19 protein-coding genes are annotated in these 19,547 nt (G+C 54.8%); 12 read left to right on the forward strand and 7 right to left on the reverse strand.

Annotated features, from left to right (window positions below; all coding sequences use genetic code 11):
- Positions 1 to 5: 5 nt before the first annotated feature.
- Positions 6 to 257 (reverse strand): YciN family protein, encoded by a 252-nt coding sequence (locus tag QQF33_RS00355; protein ID WP_282495322.1) that lies wholly within the window; start codon positions 255 to 257, stop codon positions 6 to 8.
- 399 nt (positions 258 to 656) lie between these two features.
- Between QQF33_RS00355 and topA the strand changes: the two genes are divergently transcribed.
- From topA to acnA, 6 genes are all read left to right on the forward strand, one after another.
- Positions 657 to 3,254 carry a type I DNA topoisomerase gene (gene topA, locus QQF33_RS00360; protein ID WP_282495321.1) on the forward strand — a complete coding sequence of 866 codons (2,598 nt, stop codon included), beginning with the start codon at positions 657 to 659 and terminating at the stop codon, positions 3,252 to 3,254.
- 184 nt (positions 3,255 to 3,438) lie between these two features.
- A complete protein-coding gene (gene cysB, locus QQF33_RS00365) occupies positions 3,439 to 4,413 on the forward strand; it encodes an HTH-type transcriptional regulator CysB (protein ID WP_095282217.1) in 975 nt (324 codons plus the stop codon).
- A gap of 336 nt (positions 4,414 to 4,749) precedes the next feature.
- The gene (locus tag QQF33_RS00370; RefSeq protein WP_213015984.1) at positions 4,750 to 4,890 is read left to right on the forward strand and encodes a YmiA family putative membrane protein; all 141 of its coding nucleotides are present in this window, start codon (positions 4,750 to 4,752) and stop codon (positions 4,888 to 4,890) included.
- 14 nt (positions 4,891 to 4,904) lie between these two features.
- Positions 4,905 to 5,063: a hypothetical protein gene (locus tag QQF33_RS00375; protein WP_282495371.1), complete on the forward strand. Its 159-nt coding sequence runs from the start codon at positions 4,905 to 4,907 to the stop codon at positions 5,061 to 5,063.
- A 126-nt stretch (positions 5,064 to 5,189) separates the two neighbouring features.
- On the forward strand, positions 5,190 to 5,288 hold the full coding sequence (gene ymiC, locus QQF33_RS00380) for a small membrane protein YmiC (RefSeq protein ID WP_348996385.1): 99 nt from the start codon (positions 5,190 to 5,192) through the stop codon (positions 5,286 to 5,288).
- 165 nt (positions 5,289 to 5,453) lie between these two features.
- Positions 5,454 to 8,129 carry an aconitate hydratase AcnA gene (acnA, locus tag QQF33_RS00385; RefSeq protein WP_285148926.1) on the forward strand — a complete coding sequence of 892 codons (2,676 nt, stop codon included), beginning with the start codon at positions 5,454 to 5,456 and terminating at the stop codon, positions 8,127 to 8,129.
- A 34-nt stretch (positions 8,130 to 8,163) separates the two neighbouring features.
- Here the strand turns inward: acnA and ribA are convergent, their stop codons facing one another.
- Positions 8,164 to 8,754 (reverse strand): GTP cyclohydrolase II, encoded by a 591-nt coding sequence (ribA, locus tag QQF33_RS00390; RefSeq protein WP_282495318.1) that lies wholly within the window; start codon positions 8,752 to 8,754, stop codon positions 8,164 to 8,166.
- Between the two features lie 195 nt (positions 8,755 to 8,949).
- Between ribA and pgpB the strand changes: the two genes are divergently transcribed.
- The 5 genes from pgpB (at position 8,950) to yciH (ending at position 12,600) form a co-directional block, all read left to right on the forward strand.
- Positions 8,950 to 9,717, forward strand: coding sequence for a phosphatidylglycerophosphatase B (gene pgpB, locus QQF33_RS00395; RefSeq protein WP_285157171.1), 768 nt, complete (start codon positions 8,950 to 8,952; stop codon positions 9,715 to 9,717).
- A 148-nt stretch (positions 9,718 to 9,865) separates the two neighbouring features.
- Positions 9,866 to 10,174 (forward strand): LapA family protein, encoded by a 309-nt coding sequence (locus QQF33_RS00400; protein ID WP_285146368.1) that lies wholly within the window; start codon positions 9,866 to 9,868, stop codon positions 10,172 to 10,174.
- A gap of 6 nt (positions 10,175 to 10,180) precedes the next feature.
- Positions 10,181 to 11,350 carry a lipopolysaccharide assembly protein LapB gene (lapB, locus tag QQF33_RS00405; RefSeq protein WP_282495315.1) on the forward strand — a complete coding sequence of 390 codons (1,170 nt, stop codon included), beginning with the start codon at positions 10,181 to 10,183 and terminating at the stop codon, positions 11,348 to 11,350.
- Positions 11,351 to 11,536: 186 nt separating this feature from the next.
- On the forward strand, positions 11,537 to 12,274 hold the full coding sequence (gene pyrF / locus QQF33_RS00410; protein WP_285157172.1) for an orotidine-5'-phosphate decarboxylase: 738 nt from the start codon (positions 11,537 to 11,539) through the stop codon (positions 12,272 to 12,274).
- Positions 12,274 to 12,600: a stress response translation initiation inhibitor YciH gene (yciH, locus tag QQF33_RS00415; protein ID WP_285157173.1), complete on the forward strand. Its 327-nt coding sequence runs from the start codon at positions 12,274 to 12,276 to the stop codon at positions 12,598 to 12,600. The genes pyrF and yciH overlap by 1 nt, the downstream gene beginning before the upstream one ends.
- A gap of 102 nt (positions 12,601 to 12,702) precedes the next feature.
- Here the strand turns inward: yciH and osmB are convergent, their stop codons facing one another.
- The 3 genes from osmB to QQF33_RS00430 all read right to left on the reverse strand — a co-directional run bounded on the left by osmB (position 12,703) and on the right by QQF33_RS00430 (position 14,164).
- Entirely contained in the window at positions 12,703 to 12,921 is a 219-nt protein-coding gene (gene osmB / locus QQF33_RS00420; RefSeq protein WP_095284293.1) for an osmotically-inducible lipoprotein OsmB, read from the reverse strand.
- Positions 12,922 to 13,186: 265 nt separating this feature from the next.
- Complete coding sequence (yciT, locus tag QQF33_RS00425) at positions 13,187 to 13,939, reverse strand: DNA-binding transcriptional regulator YciT (RefSeq protein WP_282495312.1); 753 nt, start codon at positions 13,937 to 13,939, stop codon at positions 13,187 to 13,189.
- 42 nt (positions 13,940 to 13,981) lie between these two features.
- Entirely contained in the window at positions 13,982 to 14,164 is a 183-nt protein-coding gene (locus QQF33_RS00430) for a YciZ family protein (protein ID WP_282495311.1), read from the reverse strand.
- Between the two features lie 193 nt (positions 14,165 to 14,357).
- On the opposite strand from QQF33_RS00430, the gene QQF33_RS00435 reads away from it, so the two are divergent.
- Complete coding sequence (locus QQF33_RS00435; RefSeq protein WP_285146371.1) at positions 14,358 to 15,227, forward strand: crotonase/enoyl-CoA hydratase family protein; 870 nt, start codon at positions 14,358 to 14,360, stop codon at positions 15,225 to 15,227.
- On the opposite strand, the gene pdeR is transcribed toward QQF33_RS00435, so the two are convergent.
- Both pdeR and QQF33_RS00445 read right to left on the reverse strand, forming a co-directional pair.
- Positions 15,224 to 17,215 (reverse strand): cyclic di-GMP phosphodiesterase, encoded by a 1,992-nt coding sequence (gene pdeR / locus QQF33_RS00440; RefSeq protein WP_282495309.1) that lies wholly within the window; start codon positions 17,213 to 17,215, stop codon positions 15,224 to 15,226. The two genes, QQF33_RS00435 and pdeR, sit on opposite strands and share 4 nt — an antisense overlap.
- Positions 17,216 to 17,535: 320 nt before the next feature.
- Positions 17,536 to 19,470: an exoribonuclease II gene (locus QQF33_RS00445; RefSeq protein ID WP_285157174.1), complete on the reverse strand. Its 1,935-nt coding sequence runs from the start codon at positions 19,468 to 19,470 to the stop codon at positions 17,536 to 17,538.
- Positions 19,471 to 19,547 lie beyond the last annotated feature (77 nt).

Raw genomic sequence — 19,547 nt, forward strand, 5'->3', positions numbered from 1 at the left:
TCGCTTTAATCGACCAGGTGATATTTCTCTGAGAGCGCATGGGCCAGGTATTTAAACATGTTAAATACGGCCGTGCTCTTCGGGGTGGGTAACCCTTGCTCGTCGAGATAGTATTCGCCGCTGAACACCAGCACACCGTTGCGCTGTTCCACACCCGTGGCTTCGATACCGGCCAGGGTATCTTCGTGTTCACGAATCAGTTTATTGGCTTCGACAAGCAAAGTCTCACGATCGATAGGTTGGGTAGTTTGCTGCATATTCCACTCCTTAAACAGTGGCAATAGTCTACGCCGGACGCGCAGCCTGGGCAAATTTTCCCTGTTTTTCGCGGGGCTACGCGAAAGGGGCAAAGCTGGCGCGATTTGCTTTTGCATGCTAATAAAGTTGCGTAACAGATTTTATCAGGTAGAGTGTGCGCTTTCGTCATTCTGGCAACAGAATTGCTTGACATTCGACCGAAAGCTCGTCGCATCGTCATTTTGATGCGAGTGAAATGCCCGATAACTCAATCACCTGGACCGGTTTTGTTATTGTCCGGTCAGAACAAAGGGGTTGATATCCCCTGGCGGAGTCGCAATATCAACATCGCGTCGCCAGCGGAAGGGAAATCAACATGCGGCGTATTCCTGGAAGAATTAAATTAGGTAAAGGTGAATATGGGTAAAGCTCTCGTCATCGTTGAGTCCCCGGCAAAAGCCAAAACGATCAATAAGTATCTGGGTAATGACTATGTGGTTAAATCCAGCGTTGGTCACATCCGCGATTTGCCGACCAGTGGCTCAGCCAGTAAAAAGAGCGCAGACTCTACCTCCACCAAAGGGGCTAAGAAGCCTAAAAAGGATGAACGTAGCGCGCTCGTCAACCGTATGGGTGTCGATCCCTGGCACGAATGGGAAGCACAGTACGAAGTGCTGCCCGGCAAAGAGAAAGTCGTCAATGAGCTGAAACAGCTCGCCGAAAAAGCTGACCACATCTATCTCGCAACCGACCTTGACCGCGAAGGGGAAGCCATTGCATGGCACCTGCGGGAAATCATTGGTGGTGATGAATCACGATACAGCCGTGTCGTGTTCAACGAGATTACAAAGAATGCGATTCGTCAGGCGTTTGAAAAGCCGGGCGAACTGAATATCGATCGTGTTAATGCTCAGCAGGCGCGTCGCTTTATGGACCGCGTGGTGGGTTACATGGTTTCGCCACTGCTGTGGAAGAAAATCGCGCGTGGCCTTTCCGCCGGACGTGTTCAGTCCGTAGCGGTGCGTCTGGTCGTCGAGCGTGAGCGCGAAATCAAAGCGTTTGTGCCAGAAGAGTTCTGGGAAATCGACGCGAACGTCGCAACGCCAGGTGGTGATGCACTGCCGCTGCAGGTGACGCACGAAAAAGACAAGCCGTTCCGTCCGGTGAACCGCGATCAAACCATGGCGGCGGTTGCGCTGCTGGAAAAAGCACGCTATCAGGTGCTGGATCGCGAAGACAAACCGACGAGCAGCAAACCCGGTGCTCCTTTCATCACATCCACACTCCAGCAGGCGGCCAGTACGCGTCTGGGCTTTGGCGTGAAGAAAACCATGATGATGGCGCAGCGTCTGTATGAAGCGGGCTACATCACCTACATGCGTACCGACTCAACCAACCTGAGCCAGGACGCAGTGAGCATGGTGCGTGACTATATCGGCGATAACTTCGGTAAGAAATATCTGCCGGAAAGCCCGATTCAGTACGCAAGCAAAGAGAATTCTCAGGAAGCGCACGAAGCGATCCGTCCGTCGGATGTTTCTGTTGAGTCTGAAGCGCTGAAAGACATGGAAACGGATGCCCAGAAGCTGTACCAGCTGATCTGGCGTCAGTTCGTGGCCTGTCAGATGAATCCGGCGAAATACGATTCCACGACCCTGACCGTTGGCGCGGGCGATTTCCGCCTGAAAGCGCGCGGTCGTATCCTGCGCTTCGACGGCTGGACGAAAGTCATGCCAGCTCTGCGTAAGGGCGACGAAGATCGTACCCTGCCTGCCGTGAACAAGGGCGATGAGCTCTCGTTAACGGAACTGACTCCGGCACAACACTTCACCAAGCCGCCTGCGCGTTTCAGCGAAGCGTCGCTGGTTAAAGAGCTGGAAAAACGCGGTATCGGCCGTCCGTCCACCTATGCGTCGATCATTTCGACCATTCAGGATCGCGGCTACGTTCGTGCTGAAAACCGTCGTTTCTATGCCGAAAAAATGGGTGAGATCGTCACGGATCGTCTGGAAGACAACTTCCGCGAGCTGATGAACTACGATTTCACCGCGCAGATGGAAGACCGTCTGGACCAGGTGGCTAACCATCAGGCCGAATGGAAGAAGGTGCTCGACAGCTTCTTCGGCGATTTCACCCAACAACTGGAGAAAGCTGAAAAAGCGCCAGAAGAGGGCGGAATGCAGCCGAACCAGATGGTGCTGACCAGCATCGAATGTCCGACCTGTAGCCGTCAGATGGGTATCCGTACCGCAACCACTGGCGTGTTCCTCGGCTGTTCCGGCTATGCTTTAACGCCGAAAGAGCGCTGCAAAACCACCATCAACCTGGTGCCTGAGAACGAAGTTCTCAACGTGCTGGAAGGTGACGATGCAGAAACCAACGCCCTGCGCGCTAAGCGTCGCTGCCAGAAATGCGGCACGGCGATGGACAGCTACCTGATCGATCCGAAGCGTAAATTGCATGTCTGCGGTAACAACCCGACCTGTGATGGCTATGAGATCGAAGAGGGCGAGTTCCGCATCAAAGGCTATGACGGCCCTATTGTGGAATGTGAGAAATGCGGTTCTGAAATGCACCTGAAAATGGGACGTTTCGGTAAGTACATGGCCTGCACCAACGACGAATGTAAAAACACGCGTAAGATCCTGCGTAACGGCGAAGTGGCTCCTCCGAAGGAGGATCCGGTTCCGTTGCCAGAACTGCCGTGTGAGAAGTCAGACGCGTACTTTGTGCTGCGTGACGGCGCTGCGGGTGTGTTCCTCGCCGCCAACACCTTCCCGAAATCGCGCGAGACCCGTGCCCCGCTGGTGGAAGAGCTGTACCGCTTCCGCGACCGTCTGCCAGAGAAACTGCGTTATCTGGCCGATGCGCCACAGCAGGATCCGGAAGGCAATAAGACCGTTGTCCGCTTTAGCCGTAAAACGAAGCAGCAGTATGTCGCTGCCGAGAAAGAGGGTAAAGCGACCGGCTGGTCTGCATTCTTCGTGGATGGTAAATGGGTTGAAGGCAAGAAATAATCTTTTCTTACCATGACTTACCTGAAAGGGCCGGACTTCCGGCCCTTTTTTATTGGCTGTTATTATTTTTTGTTCCGTACTATACACTCGGGATATAAATGATATAGTGGTTATAGTTAACCCCTTTCTTATTATTAAATCGTCTTAAGCGATTGTCCCTGTGCGCTAAATCGGATGGTCAGGCATGAAACTACAACAGCTTCGTTATATCGTTGAGGTGGTCAACCACAACCTTAACGTCTCTTCGACCGCAGAAGGTCTTTATACGTCTCAGCCCGGCATCAGCAAGCAGGTGCGGATGCTGGAAGATGAACTGGGTATTCAGATATTTGCCCGTAGCGGCAAGCATCTGACTCAGGTCACTCCCGCCGGTCAGGAGATCATCCGTATCGCCCGGGAAGTGCTTTCCAAAGTCGATGCGATTAAATCGGTGGCTGGGGAACACACCTGGCCGGATAAAGGCTCGCTTTATATTGCGACTACCCACACCCAGGCTCGATACGCGCTGCCAGGGGTGATCAAAGGTTTTATCGAGCGCTACCCGCGTGTGTCACTGCATATGCATCAGGGATCGCCGACGCAAATCGCTGAAGCGGTCTCAAAAGGCAATGCGGATTTCGCCATCGCGACCGAAGCGCTGCACCTGTATGACGACCTGGTGATGCTGCCTTGCTACCACTGGAACCGCTCGATTGTGGTGACGCCGGAGCATCCGCTGGCAGGGAAGGGATCGGTCACCATTGAAGAGCTGGCCCAATACCCGCTGGTGACCTACACCTTTGGCTTTACCGGCCGTTCTGAGCTGGACACGGCGTTTAACCGCGCTGGCCTGACACCGCGTATCGTCTTCACGGCCACCGATGCCGACGTCATCAAAACTTACGTGCGTCTGGGCTTGGGCGTGGGCGTCATCGCCAGCATGGCCGTTGACCCGGTTTCTGACCCGGATCTGGTGCGTCTGGATGCGCACGATGTCTTTAGCCACAGCACCACCAAAATCGGTTTCCGCCGCAGCACCTTCCTGCGCAGCTATATGTATGATTTCATTCAACGCTTCGCGCCGCATTTAACCCGCGATGTGGTGGATACTGCGGTCGCCTTGCGCTCCAATGAAGATATTGAGGCGATGTTCCAGGACATTAAACTTCCGGAAAAATAATCACACCCGGTATCTTTTCGCCCGGAAAGATACCGAAATTAAGTCTTAAAGCTAAATTAGAATTATCATCATCCCCATTCTCTGCCGCATATAACCCGATAAACAGAATGCGTTTACGGGCAAACTGTCGCAAATTTGCGACAAAAGTAGAAACGAAATTCCCGCTACGCAAATTCCTCGTCTCAATTATTTATTTCTGGTCAAAAGATTAATTATTTCCCTGGAAACGTTCGTAAATTCACTAGCTTTTCAGCTAAAGTTTCTTTAGGATTTATCTCAACTCATGATTACTTGTACCGATTGTTTGGTATCAAAATGATAAGCGAAGTCGATTGTATGAGGTTAGCAATGCCGTCAGGAAGTGAAGATCCGCAAAGGGACCCGGCGCTTAAGCGTAAAGCCTGGCTGGCGGTATTTCTTGGCTCCGCCCTGTTCTGGGTGGTGGTGGCGTTACTGGTCTGGAAATATTGGGGATAGATATGGCAGTTCACATGCGTATTGAACCGGTTAAAAAAAGGTGTCAGCCAGGTGACAATGGCCATAAAGCACGTAAAGAACCTGTAACAAGCGTGCCTGCATCCTGGAAGCTCTCCGCGCAACAACAAGCCTTTATTGATACGTTCGCAGAAGACGAACCCAAAAAACAATAATTGATAATAAGGTGAGCCTGCGAATATCCAGGTGATACCTGTGTACTCTTTTATAAATACACATCAGCAATAAAGAACGGGGGAATACCCCAGCTAATCATATAAATATAAGTCTGGTGTCAGATGATGAATACTCTACAAAACATGAAGTACTGGTCCTGGATGGGGGCCTTTAGCATATCCGTCCTGTTCTGGGCGCAGCTAATCTGGCTGGCCTTAAACTAAATACAAAACCTCGCTCCGGCGGGGTTTTTTGTTTATATCCCACCGTTCATCGATTATCCCGATTTATCAATTCGGGTTGTTATCAAAACGTTACGACATCTTTGTGTTATCTTTAATTACAGCCCCGATGATTGTCGGGGTATCCCTGTCATTAAGGAGGAGCTTATGTCGTTAACCCTACGCGAAGCCAGTAAGGACACGTTGCAAGCCGAGAATAAGACCTACCACTACTACAGCTTGCCGCTGGCCGCCAGGACACTTGGGGACATCGCGCGCTTACCCAAGTCACTGAAAGTTTTACTGGAAAATCTCTTACGCTGGCAGGATGACGAGTCTGTCACTGCCGATGATATCCATGCCCTGGCGGGGTGGCTGAAAAATGCCCACGCCGATCGTGAGATCGCCTATCGCCCGGCGAGGGTATTGATGCAGGACTTCACCGGCGTGCCTGCGGTGGTGGATCTGGCGGCGATGCGCGAAGCCGTCAAACGCCTCGGCGGCGATACCGCCAAAGTGAACCCGCTTTCTCCTGTCGATCTGGTCATTGACCACTCCGTGACCGTTGATCATTTCGGTGATGACGACGCGTTCGAAGAGAACGTGCGTCTGGAGATGGAGCGAAACCACGAACGCTACGTGTTTTTGAAATGGGGCCAGCAGGCCTTTAGCCGTTTCAGCGTGGTACCGCCGGGCACCGGGATTTGCCATCAGGTCAACCTGGAGTATCTGGGTAAAGCGGTGTGGAGCGAACTGCAGGGCCAGGAGTGGATCGCCTATCCCGACACACTCGTCGGAACTGACTCCCACACCACGATGATCAACGGACTCGGCGTGCTGGGGTGGGGCGTGGGCGGCATCGAAGCCGAAGCCGCGATGCTCGGTCAGCCCGTCTCAATGCTGATCCCGGATGTGGTGGGCTTCAAGTTGCTGGGCAAACTCCGCGAAGGCATCACCGCCACCGACCTCGTACTGACCGTGACCCAGATGCTGCGTAAACATGGCGTGGTCGGTAAATTTGTGGAATTCTACGGCGACGGTCTGGATTCCCTCCCGTTGGCCGACCGCGCGACCATTGCCAACATGGCGCCGGAATACGGCGCGACGTGCGGCTTCTTCCCGATCGACGGCGTGACCCTGGAGTACATGCGCCTGAGCGGGCGCAGCGATGAGCAGGTCGCGCTGGTGGAGGCCTATGCCAAAGCGCAGGGAATGTGGCGAAATACGGGCGATGAGCCGGTCTTCACCAGCACCCTGGAACTGGATATGAATGAAGTCGAAGCCAGCCTTGCCGGGCCGAAACGTCCGCAGGATCGCGTTGCGCTGCAGAATGTGCCGAAAGCCTTCGCCGCCAGCAACGAGCTGGAGCTCAACTCTGCGCAAAAAGACCGCCGCCCGGTTGATTATGTTATGAACGGGCATCAGTACCAGCTTCCCGATGGCGCCGTGGTGATTGCGGCAATCACCTCCTGTACCAACACCTCCAACCCGAGCGTGCTGATGGCTGCCGGGCTGCTGGCGAAAAAAGCGGTCACCCTGGGCCTCAAGCGCCAGCCGTGGGTCAAGGCCTCGTTAGCGCCGGGCTCGAAAGTGGTGTCGGACTATCTGGCGAAAGCCAAACTGACGCCATACCTCGACGAGCTGGGCTTTAACCTGGTCGGCTACGGGTGTACCACCTGTATCGGTAACTCCGGTCCGCTGCCGGACCCTATCGAGCAGGCGATCAAGCAGGGCGATCTGACCGTGGGGGCGGTGCTTTCAGGCAACCGTAACTTCGAAGGCCGCATTCATCCGCTGGTCAAAACCAACTGGCTGGCCTCGCCGCCGCTGGTGGTCGCCTATGCCCTGGCAGGCAACATGAACATTAACCTGGCTAGCGACCCGATCGGCCACGACCGCAAGGGCGACCCGGTGTATCTGAAAGACATCTGGCCGTCGGCGCGCGAAATTGCTCGCGCCGTTGAGCAGGTCTCGACCGAGATGTTCCGCAAAGAGTATGCCGAAGTGTTTGAAGGCACGCCGGAGTGGAAAACGATCAAAGTGGAACGCTCTGACACCTACGGCTGGCAGAGTGACTCGACCTATATCCGCCTGTCGCCGTTCTTTGATGACATGGAAGCTCAGCCGAAACCGCTGGTCGATATCCAGGGGGCGCGTATTCTGGCGATGTTGGGGGATTCCGTCACCACCGACCACATCTCTCCGGCGGGGAGTATCAAGCCCGACAGCCCGGCGGGGCGTTATCTGCAGGGGCGTGGCGTGGAGCGTCGTGACTTCAACTCCTACGGCTCTCGTCGCGGGAATCACGAAGTGATGATGCGCGGGACCTTCGCCAATATTCGTATCCGCAACGAAATGGTGCCGGGTGTGGAAGGTGGGATGACGCGTCATCTTCCGGGAACGGAAGTGATTTCGATCTACGATGCGGCGATGAAATATCAGCAGGAAGGCACGCCGCTGGCGGTGATCGCCGGAAAAGAGTATGGCTCCGGTTCAAGCCGCGACTGGGCGGCGAAGGGACCGCGTCTGCTGGGCGTCCGGGTGGTCATCTCCGAGTCGTTTGAACGTATTCACCGCTCGAATCTGATCGGCATGGGGATTTTACCGCTGGAGTTCCCGCAGGGCGTGACGCGCAAAACGCTGGGGTTAACCGGGGAGGAGCGGATTGATGTTCGCGATCTGCAAAACCTGAAACCGGGGGCGACCGTTCCGGTCCAGCTCACGCGTGCGGATGGCAAAACGGAAGTGCTGGATTGCCGCTGCCGCATCGATACGGCGACCGAACTGACGTATTACCAGAACGACGGCATTTTGCATTATGTGATTCGTAATATGCTGAACTAGCGGTACCGGCCCGGCGAAAGCCGGGCCATTTGACTTACTCGCTCAGAAGGTGGCCCATCTTCGCGGCTTTGGTATCGAGGTAATGGGCGTTCTTCGGGTTACGGCCCACAATCAGCGACACGCGTTCCACGATATTGATCCCGGCCTCGGTCAGGATTTCCACTTTGCGCGGGTTGTTCGTCAGCAGACGCACTTCGTCCACGCCCAGCAGTTTGAACATATCCGCACACAGGGTGAAGTCACGTTCGTCAGCGGCGAAACCGAGCTGATGGTTGGCTTCGACCGTATCGTAGCCCTGATCCTGCAGCGCATAGGCGCGGATTTTATTCAGCAGACCGATATTACGACCTTCCTGGCGGTGATAAAGCAGCACGCCACGACCCTCTTCGGCGATATGCGACAGCGCCGCTTCGAGCTGGAAACCGCAATCACAGCGCAGGCTGAATAAGGCGTCGCCCGTCAGACACTCTGAATGGACGCGAGCCAGTACCGGCGTCTTGCCGGAAATGTCGCCAAACACCAGTGCGACGTGGTCCTGCCCGGTTGCCAGTTCTTCAAAACCCACCATCAGGAAATCGCCCCATGGGGTTGGCAGATTGGCTTCTGCCACACGTTTAAGCTGCATGTGATTCTCCAGAGTATGCTGACACGTTTCGTGCCAGTCGCCCTTCGGCTTTAGTATCCCGCTATTTTGCCACAAGCCGACAGCGTTCACCTAGCTGAGGGCATGCTATACGGATGTTAAACGCACAATCCGACATTTTCACCCATTGCGTTAAATTCGGTTATGATTGTTGAGCTTAGCGAAAAAGGAGACAACATGCTTTCGATTGCCCGCCGCACGGCTGCCGGTGCCGCTATTTTACTCATTATGCCCTTAGCGGTATGGATTTCAGGCTGGGCCTGGCAACCGGGACAAAACAGCGGGTGGCTGAAGACGCTGTATTGGGTGACGGAAACGGTCACCCAGCCATGGGGGATTATTACTCACGGGCTCCTTTGCGCATGGTTTTTGTGGTGCCTGCGTTTTCGCCTGCGTCCGGCGATCATGCTGTTTATCATTCTCGGCGGGGCGATTGTCGTTGGGCAGGGGATTAAGTCCTGGGTCAAAGATCGCGTCCAGGAACCGCGTCCTTTCGTGGTGTGGTTAGAAAAAACGCATCATATTCCGGTAGATACCTTCTACAATTTAAAGCGTAATGAGCGCGGACATCTGGTGAAAGATCAGCTGGCCGAAGCGCAGGAAATTCCGAAATTTTTACGCCAACACTGGCAAAAAGAGACCGGATTTGCCTTCCCGTCCGGCCACACCATGTTTGCGGCCAGTTGGGCGCTGTTGGCCGTCGGTTTGCTCTGGCCGCGCCGCCGTACCCTGACCATCGCCGTTTTACTGGTCTGGGCGACAGGAGTGATGGGCAGTCGTCTGCTGTTGGGGATGCACTGGCCGCGCGACCTGGTGGTGGCAACCTTGATCTCCTGGCTGCTGGTGACCTTCGCGACCTGGCTTGCGCAACGTCTCTGCGGGCCGTTGACACCGCCGCCGGAAGAGAACAAAGAGATTGCCAAACGAGAGCAAGAAGCGCCCTGATGGTTGAATTTCGCCGTTTCGCCCTCAAATCATGTTGGACCCTATCACTTTTTCCGTTTCACGCTCGCGGCTAAAATGGTAGTTTATAAGGCTGATTGCGGCGAGTTGAACATACTTTATTCGCTTGAACCACATAACGGGAAGTCATGTGAAATATCTACTCATATTCTTACTGGTGTTGGCGATTTTTGTTATTTCGGTCACGCTGGGTGCGCAAAACGATCAACTGGTGACCTTTAATTACCTGCTGGCGCAGGGCGAGTATCGCGTATCGAGCTTGCTTGCTGTGTTATTCGCCGCCGGTTTTATCATCGGCTGGCTCGTTTGTGGCCTGTTCTGGCTGAAAGTTCGTGTTTCTCTTGCGCGCGCGGAACGTAAAATCAAACGTCTTGAAAATCAAATTGCGCCTGTGGCTGACGTACCGGTTAATTCTGGTGTGCCGGTCGTGAAGGAATAAACGAATATGCTGGAGTTGTTGTTTCTGCTTTTGCCTGTAGCCGCAGCCTATGGCTGGTATATGGGCCGCAGAAGTGCGCAACAAAACAAGCAGGACGAGGCAAACCGGCTTTCCCGTGACTACGTCGCGGGGGTGAACTTCCTTCTGAGCAACCAACAGGATAAAGCGGTAGACCTGTTCCTCGACATGTTAAAAGAGGACACCGGCACCGTTGAGGCCCATCTCACCCTCGGAAACCTGTTCCGCTCGCGTGGTGAGGTCGACCGCGCCATTCGCATCCACCAGACGCTGATGGAAAGCGCTTCACTGACTTACGATCAGCGTCTGCTGGCGGTACAGCAGCTGGGCCGTGACTACATGGCGGCGGGTCTTTACGACCGCGCGGAAGACATGTTCAGCCAGCTGGTGGATGAAACGGATTTCCGCGTCAGCGCCCTGCAACAACTCCTGCAAATTTATCAGGCGACCAGCGACTGGCAGAAAGCCATCGACACCGCAGAGCGCCTGGTGAAACTCGGCAAAGACAAACAGCGCGTCGAAATCGCCCATTTCTACTGTGAGCTGGCTCTGCAGCAGATGGGCAGCGATGACATGGAAAAAGCCATGTCGCTGCTGAAAAAGGGCGCTTCTGCCGATCGCAACAGCGCACGTATCTCCATCATGATGGGGCGCGTGTTTATGGCGAAAGGCGAGTTTGGCAAAGCGGTGGAGTGCCTGCTGCGCGTGATTGACCAGGACAAAGAGCTGGTCAGCGAAACCCTGGAGATGCTGCAAACCTGTTATCAACAGCTTGGTCGTCCGGACGAGTGGGTGGCCTTCCTGCGTCGCTGCGTGGAAGAGAACACCGGCGCGACGGCGGAACTGATGCTGGCCGACGTCGTCGAGCAGCATGAAGGCAACGATACCGCTCAGGTGTACATAACCCGTCAGCTACAGCGTCATCCGACGATGCGCGTCTTCCACAAGCTGATGGACTACCATCTGAACGACGCAGAAGAAGGGCGCGCCAAAGAGAGCCTGATGGTGCTGCGTGATATGGTGGGCGAGCAGGTGCGGAGTAAGCCGCGCTATCGCTGCTCGAAATGCGGATTTACCGCTTACACGCTCTACTGGCATTGTCCTTCCTGCCGCGCCTGGTCAACCATCAAGCCGATCCGTGGTCTGGACGGTCAGTAATTTTTTAAAACCCCACACTTTAGTTACAACATACTTTCGTTGTTTTGAGAATGGTTCGGCACCGTGCGGTCTTTCGCCGGGCAGGAGGGTAAATCGATTCTGTCAATTTCTGCCGCTGGCAGGTAGAATGCTCGCCGTTTATCTATCCCGCGCCACTGCGGCGCCCATAGACGAAAAGGGCTGGTCATGACGTCTGTTGCATCCTCTTCTTCCCGCGTAGTTACTGAATCTCCCGTTGTTGTTGCACTCGACTATAACGATCGCGACAGCGCACTCGCCTTTGTCGATCGCATTGACCCACGCGACTGCCGTCTGAAAGTCGGCAAAGAGATGTTCACCCTGTTTGGACCGCAAATCGTGCGTGACCTGCAGCAGCGTGGCTTTGATGTCTTTCTCGACCTCAAATTCCATGACATTCCGAACACCACGGCGCATGCGGTCGCCGCCGCGGCCGATCTCGGCGTATGGATGGTGAACGTGCATGCCTCCGGCGGGGCGCGAATGATGACTGCCGCGCGCGAAGCGCTGGTGCCTTTCGGCAAAGACGCGCCGCTGCTGATCGCCGTTACGGTTTTGACCAGCATGGAAGCGAGCGATTTGCTCGATCTTGGCGTGACGTTGTCACCTGCCGAGCATGCCGAGCGTCTGGCGCGCCTGACGCAAAACTGCGGCCTCGATGGGGTGGTGTGTTCCGCACAGGAAGCGGTGCGTTTTAAAGCTGAGCTTGGTCAGGCATTCAAACTTGTTACCCCCGGCATCCGGCCTCAGGGCAGCGATGCGGGCGATCAGCGCCGTATCATGACGCCTGAGCAGGCGCTGGCGGCAGGAGTCGACTATATGGTTATTGGTCGCCCGGTCACGCAATCTGCTGATCCGGCGCAGACCTTAAAAGCGATCAACGCATCATTGAGCAAGGGGGCGTAATGAGCGATTCCAATAGCCGTCTGGTCTATTCAACGGATAGCGGGCGTATCGACGAGCCAAAAGTGACCGTGCAGCGTCCGAAGGGCGATGGCATTGTGCGCATTCAGCGTCAGACCAGCGGCCGTAAGGGCAAAGGCGTGTGTCTGATTACGGGCATCGACGAAGACGACGCAACGCTCGCGAAACTGGCCGCTGAGTTGAAAAAGAAATGCGGCTGTGGCGGCGCAGTCAAAGAGGGCGTTATTGAGATTCAGGGCGACAATCGAGATTTAATAAAGACGCTGCTGGAAGCCAAAGGAATGAAAGTCAAACTGGCAGGCGGTTGAAAATAATAAGCCACGGTATATACCGTGGCTTTTTTCTTTGTGCGTCAGTCAGAAAATAGCGTTCTGAAATAATGCAAACATGCGGTGGTTATTCTATATATCTTATTTACCCACCTGGTGGCCGATGATACCACCCACCGCTGCACCACCCAGGGTACCCAGGGCACTACCATCCGTTAACACTGCCCCACCAACAGCACCCGCACCCGCACCAATCGCGGTGTTACGGTCACGTTTGGACCAGTTAGAACATGCGCTCAGAGACATGGCGAGAGTGACGGCCAAAACGGCTGCTGCTAATTTTTTGCTGGTTAAATTCATCATACTTTCTCCTGAATTATCGATTCACGGAAATAAGCTATCAGTAAGTATAGACAATGAACTACGTCAGCGTCATTTCCGTGAAACCTGGTCGCGCAGGTGTTACAAAATCACGCAGGTGATAGTCACTTCCTGTTATATCGCTAATAGTAATTTTAAATTTTTGCTGGCGAAACGACAGGTAAATAGTCTTAAAGGGATGTTCAGAATTGTCTCAGATAGAATTCATGCGCTCTGCGCCCGTTGAAGCGGGCGCAGGAGAGGGTCAGGCGGAGTGTTTGACGATATCGACGGTCAGGCCATCGCGCTGCAACTGCTGGCGATGCTCATCGCTCAGACGCTCGTCGGTAATCACGCGGCTAAAGCGCGATACCGGCCCCATCATGTAGGGATGCACCGCACCAAATTTAGAGCTGTCGGTCAGGACAATAGCTTCGCAGCCTTTTTCCAGCACCGCGTTGACCACATCGGAACGCATCATATCCCGGCCGGTAAAGCCCGTTTCCGGCTGCCAGCCGTCAATGCCGATAAACGCTTTGCTGAAGTGAACCTGCTGAACATACTGACGCGTCAGCGGCCCCACCATGCTTTCGCTTTTCTTCTGATAAATTCCGCCCAGCAGAATCACTTCGCAGCGCGTCTCTTTCAGCAGATGCGCGATATAGCTGCTCACCGTAATGATGGTGATGTCTTTCTGTTCCGCCAGGGTGCGCGCCAGCAGGGCGTTGCTGCTGCCGTTCTCGATAAACACGGTTTCGCCGTTATTGACCAGTGAGGCGGCAAATTCAGCCAGCTCGCGCTTCAGCGCAAAGTTGGTCATCATGCGCGTTTCAACGTCTTCACTGTCCAGCGGTACCGCGTAGCCGTGAGCCCGGCGCAGGTAACTCTGTTTTTCCAGAAGGTTCAGGTCCTGACGGATGGTCACCTCTGACACGCCGGTTGTTTTCGCCAGCTCGACGACACTCACGCGTCCTTTGTCGATCACCATCTGCAGAATGATTTGTTGTCGGGAATTCATAGCATCCAAATAAAGAAAACGAAGACGAAAAAGGGGTGAAGATTACACTTCCCACGGGGCTTTCGGCTGGGCGGGATCCTGCGCCTGGCTTGCGCCGTGCTGTGCCAGTAATTCAGATTTCAGGATCTCAAGATTACGAATAGCGGAGTGGTAATCGCCAGCGACCAGAATATCCAGCACGGTATCAATACGTTGTGCCACTTTCTGCGCGTCAACTTCAGACATCATCTCACCCTCAGAACGAAAAGTTAATAATTTCAATGATGCAGAAATTGCCGACAAAAGAGAAGGGAAAAAATGCACTAAGCAAATTACATAAATGAAAGTGATAAATTTATCCCTTCGCATACAGACGAGTTGGGGAGTGGATTAGTCTAAAACTGCGCGCAAGGCGCTTTTTTATATGAGGAATTAGACTATGACAGTCATCAACCAAGCAACCTGCAAACTGTTCACCGATCCTGAACGTTTCACCCAGCTCGCAGGCTATTACGAGGAAGAACGGCGTACGGTATGGATGATGCTGCGGGCTCAGCCGCGCCCCTGTTTCAACCATGCCTTAATCGAGGAAATCATGAACATGTCGTGGCTGGTCCGGCAATCGGGCTTTGCCGTGGACTTCTGGGTGACCGGCTCACTGGTCCCCGACATGTACAACACGGGAGGGGACTTGCGCTTCTTCGTCGAATGCATCCAGAACGGACGGCGCGAAGCCTTACGCGCTTACGCCCGGGCGTGCGTCGATTGCGTCCACGCGGCGTCACGCGGCTTTGATACCGGCGCCATTACACTGGCGATGGTGGAGGGCAGCGCACTCGGGGGCGGCTTTGAGGCGGCGCTGGCGCACCATTTTGTGCTGGCGCAACGCGACGCGCGGCTCGGGTTTCCGGAAATCGCCTTTAATCTGTTTCCCGGCATGGGCGGATATTCGCTGGTCGCCCGTCGTGCAGGCATGAAGCTGGCTGAGGAGCTTATCTATCGCGGGGAATCCCACACGGCGGAGTGGCACGAGCAGTACGGACTGGTGGATGTGCTGTTTGAGCCGGGCCTGGGATATGTCGCCACACGCACCTTCATCGACACCTTACAGCCGAAGCTGAACGGCGTGCGGGCGATGCTCCGCGCCCGTCAGCGGGTGTTGCAACTCCCGCGCAGCGAGCTGATGGATATCACCGAGGACTGGGTGGATGCGGCATTCTGCCTGGAGCCAAAGGACATTGCCTATATGGAACGTCTGGTAATGCTGCAAAATCGTCACAACGCCGTCGGAATGCGTAAAGCCAGTTAACGCATTTTCTTTGCCTGGTAACGCTTGAGCCAACGCTCGAATGCGGCAGCGGGCATTGGCTTCGCGAATAAAAAACCTTGCCGTTCGTTGACGCCATTCTTGGTGAGAAAGGCGTCTTCTTTCGCGCTCTCCACCCCTTCGGCGATCACCTGTAAATTCAGCGCCTGAGCCACGGCCACGATGGCGCGCACCAGCGACTGGGAAATCGACTGCTTATGAATGTCGCGCACGAACACCTGATCGAGTTTGATGGCATCAATCGGGAAACGCGCCAGCTGCGAGAGGGACGAATACCCGGTACCGAAGTCATCGAGATGGATCTGCGCCCCTAACTGGCTGAACTGCTGAATCACCGACAGAGCCAGCTCCTCGTTCTCAATCAGGCAGCTTTCCGTCAGCTCCACATCAATCGGGCAGTATTCAAAATTGAGATCCTTCAGCGCCTGTTTGAGATCGCTGAAAATGGTCTGGTCGGCGAGCTGACGGGCAGAGACGTTCACCGCCACCCGAAGATTGATACCTTTATCGCGCCACTTCGCCACCTGACGCACCACGTCGAGCATGACCCAGCGTCCGAGCGGGACAATCAGGCCCGACTCTTCGGCGTAGGAGATAAACTCCAGCGGCGGGATCAGACCGCGCTCCGGCGACTGCCAGCGCACCAGCGCCTCGAGGCTACGCACTTCACCGCGCCAGGTCATTTTCGGCTGATAGTGGATCAACAGCTGGTCGTTATCCAGCGCCTTGCGCAGGTTGGTGTCCAGCCACAGATATTCGAACACGCGCTGGTTCATTTCTGGCGAGAAGACGCAGAACTTGCCGCGTCCGCTCTCTTTGGCCGTGTACATCGCCGTATCGGCGTTACGAATAATACTTTCCCGATCGGTGCCGTGCTGCGGCGCGAGGGAAATCCCCAGCGAACAGCCGGTATAGATTTCGATAAGACCGATGCGGAAGGGCTGGCGCAGGCGCGTCAGGATGCGCGAGGCCATCGCCTCAAGGGTGCTTTGCGAGGTGTTGGTCGCGAGTACGATAAATTCATCGCCGCCGAGACGCGCCAGCACCTGGCCCTCTTCAAGGCAGCTTAAAATCGCCAGCGCCACCGCCTGCAACAGCTGATCGCCAAACATATGCCCGTAGGCATCGTTCACTTTTTTAAAGTTATCGAGATCGAGATACACCACGCCGACCTGAGCATCGTCACGCGTATCTATGGCGTCGCTGATCAGCTCATGGATGGCGTTACGGTTGGGAAGGCCGGTGATGGTGTCCGTGTTGGCCAGCACGCGCAGGCGCTCCTGGGCACGGCGCTCCTCGGTGATATCGGTCCCAGAACAGATAAGAAAAATTTCATTTTTCCCGCTGCCGCTGTGGACGAATTTGTTTCTGAACAGAAACAATCGTTGTCCCTTCCGCGTCTTAATCCAGCGTTCTACTTCGTAAGAACTGCCGTTACGGAAGAAGCCGGAAATATTACGCTTCGACGCAGCGGCCTCGCTGCGGCTCATAAAGAGTTTAAAGACGTTTTGCCCGATGACTTCCTGCTCTTTCATGCCGGTATACTCTTCGCTCAGGCGGTTAAAGCGCTGAATATTGCCCTGCTGATCGAGGATCACAATCACCGAGTTGGCTTCAGAAACGACCTGTTCGGCGAAGGATAAACCCTGCACCAGATCGCGCGCCACGGAAGGGGTGTCATTCCAGGCAGAGGCCGTACCGGCCCACTCCTTTTTGTTGATTTTGCGCCCCACGAGATGCACGGGAACGTCGGAGCCATAGAGGGAAAGCGTCATGGTAATGCTGGAAGTGATGACGGTGAGCTGGCGAATCTGTTCGGCCTGATCGTCGCTCAACGCAACGACCTGAGTCGTATCGGCGTTTTCGCTGGCGGCCAGATGCAGAGCATTGCTGTCCGCTGTCAGTCGCCACCAGGGACTGTGTGTGCCCATGTAACGAAACAGCAAATTATGCTCCAGTTCGTCAATCATGCTTTCTCCCGGACCCGCTCAATGGCGCAAATTATGCATTTTCATTCGATTTTACCGATGCATCGCAGCGGCTTTATCGAAGTGAACTTATTGTTTTTCCCTGAATTCTTATATTAAAACGAGAAGAGCCAAAAAGGATACATGTGGATAAAAATTCCCGTAACCAAAGATGACGGGCTTCTTTTACTGTAGATAATGGTGATGGTTTTTGTGGGGAGTCAGCGGAAAATATTAAGAAAAAGTGATGAATATGCGGTTTATCAGCGGAGGAAAAATGTCGGCGTTCCTCAAAAAGAAACCGCCGACATGTTTAAAGCTTATCAGGCGACAGGGCGCGCGATAATACTGCGGGTTTCCATGCGAACTTCGGCGATGTTCACATCAATCACATCCGTGACTTTATAAACCGTTTCACCTTTGATCTGCACGGCACCATTTTCCTGGCTGCAGGTCAGCTCATCGCGAACCGCATGCAGGAACGGCGCAGGAATAAAGGCAACCGCGCCATTGTCCACCAGACGTACGCGCATCCCGCCGCGGCTCACGTCAATGATCTCGGCGGCGAAACGGGTCTCCGTTCCGGCTTTGTCATTCAGGAAACGGGCATACAGCCAGTCGCCAACATCGCGTTCCGCCATACGGTTCAGGCGACGACGCTCCGCCATCTGCACGGTGGTCTCTTCCTGCGGACGAGCGATGGTTTCACCTTTGATGATCGCTTTCAGCAGACGATGGTTCACCATGTCGCCGTACTTACGAATCGGTGAGGTCCAGGTCGCATAGGCCTCAAGACCCAGACCAAAGTGCGGGCCCGGTTCGGTGCTGATTTCAGCGAAGGACTGGAAGCGACGAATACGGCTGTCGAGGAAACCAGACGGCTGTGCGTCCAGCTCACGGCGCAGTTTGCAGAAGCCGTTCAGCGTCAGCACTTCCTGCGGATCCACGTGGACGTCATGCGTTTTCAGCAGGGCGGCCAGCGCTTCGGTGTTCGCCGGATCAAAACCCGTGTGGACGTTGTAAATGCCGAAGCCGAGTTTGTCGCGCAGCACGCGGGCGGCGCAAATGTTAGCGGCAATCATCGACTCTTCAACGATGCGGTTGGCGATGCGGCGCGGTTCGGCAACGATATCCAGCACTTCGCCTTTTTCACCGAGCACAAAGCGGTAGTCCGGACGATCTTTGAACACCAGCGCGTGGGTTTTACGCCATTCGCCGCGGCTCAGGCACAGGCGCTGCAGCAGAGTCATCTGCTGGGCAATCGCCTCGTTTTCCGGTTTCCAGCTGCCGGTGTTTTCCAGCCAGTCAGAGACATCGTCGTACGCCAGCTTCGCTTTCGACTCGATGGTGGCGGCGAAGAATTCGATATCGTCTTCGATGGTGCCATCAGCCGCAACGGTCATACGGCACGCCAGCACCGGGCGCACTTCGTTAGGACGCAGAGAGCAAAGGTCGTCGGAGAGTTCACGTGGCAGCATCGGGATGTTAAAGCCCGGCAGATAGTTGGTGAACGCGCGAATTTTCGCGGAATCGTCGAGCTTGCTGCCTTCGGCAATCCAGGCTGTCGGATCGGCAATCGCAACGGTCAGATGGAGTTTGTTGTCGCTGCCTTCTTCAACGTACAGCGCATCATCCATATCCTGGGTGCTGGCGCTGTCGATGGTCACGAAGTGCAGGGCGGTCAAATCGCGACGCGCCAGACCTTCATCCATCATCTCTGTCGCGACACCGTTTGGTGCCTCTTTTTCCAGATTATGACGGGCGAGGGTGACCCACCACGGCACGAAATGGTCGTCGCCGTAGGTGATGAAATGAGTGAGTTCGGCGTAGAAACCGCGATCGCCTTTCAGCGGATGGCGACGCATTTGCGCAACCGCCCAGTCGCCTTCTTTGAAATCATGTTCAACGCCGCGTTCTGCGCGGCAAGGGATGGCCTCTTTCAGCAGAGGATGGTCCGGCACAATGGAAAGACGGTCGTCTTTACGATGCACTTTGCCCACAAAACGGGTCAGGAAAGGTTCGATCAATTCTTCTGGCTCGGCGGATTCACGATCTTTCTCGGTGTGAATCACTGCCGTAACACGATCGCCGTGCATCACTTTCTTCATCTGCGGAGGCGGAATGAAGTAGCTTTTCTGTGCATCGACTTCCAGGAAGCCAAAGCCCTTTTCCGTGGCTTTTACCACCCCTTCCGCACGTGGCGTCTGGGAATGCAATTGCTGTTTAAGCTGCGCTAGCAGCGGGTTGTCCTGAAGCATAGTGTTCTATTTTCGTGGCCATTGAGCGGCTGACAGTTTTACGCGAATCTCACTGTGACAGCAAGCCTATTTAGGGG

This window comes from Lelliottia wanjuensis (assembly GCF_030238365.1).
Classification (GTDB): Bacteria; Pseudomonadota; Gammaproteobacteria; order Enterobacterales; family Enterobacteriaceae; genus Enterobacter; species Enterobacter wanjuensis.

Bases quoted from the DNA above. Each gene is read 5' to 3' on its own strand.
- QQF33_RS00355 (WP_282495322.1), bottom strand. From the start codon at position 257: ATGCAGCAAACTACCCAACCTATCGATCGTGAGACTTTGCTTGTCGAA.
- topA (WP_282495321.1), top strand. From the start codon at position 657: ATGGGTAAAGCTCTCGTCATCGTTGAGTCCCCGGCAAAAGCCAAAACG.
- cysB (WP_095282217.1), top strand. From the start codon at position 3,439: ATGAAACTACAACAGCTTCGTTATATCGTTGAGGTGGTCAACCACAAC.
- QQF33_RS00370 (WP_213015984.1), top strand. From the start codon at position 4,750: ATGAGGTTAGCAATGCCGTCAGGAAGTGAAGATCCGCAAAGGGACCCG.
- QQF33_RS00375 (WP_282495371.1), top strand. From the start codon at position 4,905: ATGCGTATTGAACCGGTTAAAAAAAGGTGTCAGCCAGGTGACAATGGC.
- ymiC (WP_348996385.1), top strand. From the start codon at position 5,190: ATGAATACTCTACAAAACATGAAGTACTGGTCCTGGATGGGGGCCTTT.
- acnA (WP_285148926.1), top strand. From the start codon at position 5,454: ATGTCGTTAACCCTACGCGAAGCCAGTAAGGACACGTTGCAAGCCGAG.
- ribA (WP_282495318.1), bottom strand. From the start codon at position 8,754: ATGCAGCTTAAACGTGTGGCAGAAGCCAATCTGCCAACCCCATGGGGC.
- pgpB (WP_285157171.1), top strand. From the start codon at position 8,950: ATGCTTTCGATTGCCCGCCGCACGGCTGCCGGTGCCGCTATTTTACTC.
- lapB (WP_282495315.1), top strand. From the start codon at position 10,181: ATGCTGGAGTTGTTGTTTCTGCTTTTGCCTGTAGCCGCAGCCTATGGC.
- pyrF (WP_285157172.1), top strand. From the start codon at position 11,537: ATGACGTCTGTTGCATCCTCTTCTTCCCGCGTAGTTACTGAATCTCCC.
- yciH (WP_285157173.1), top strand. From the start codon at position 12,274: ATGAGCGATTCCAATAGCCGTCTGGTCTATTCAACGGATAGCGGGCGT.
- osmB (WP_095284293.1), bottom strand. From the start codon at position 12,921: ATGAATTTAACCAGCAAAAAATTAGCAGCAGCCGTTTTGGCCGTCACT.
- yciT (WP_282495312.1), bottom strand. From the start codon at position 13,939: ATGAATTCCCGACAACAAATCATTCTGCAGATGGTGATCGACAAAGGA.
- QQF33_RS00430 (WP_282495311.1), bottom strand. From the start codon at position 14,164: ATGTCTGAAGTTGACGCGCAGAAAGTGGCACAACGTATTGATACCGTG.
- QQF33_RS00435 (WP_285146371.1), top strand. From the start codon at position 14,358: ATGACAGTCATCAACCAAGCAACCTGCAAACTGTTCACCGATCCTGAA.
- pdeR (WP_282495309.1), bottom strand. From the start codon at position 17,215: ATGATTGACGAACTGGAGCATAATTTGCTGTTTCGTTACATGGGCACA.
- QQF33_RS00445 (WP_285157174.1), bottom strand. From the start codon at position 19,470: ATGCTTCAGGACAACCCGCTGCTAGCGCAGCTTAAACAGCAATTGCAT.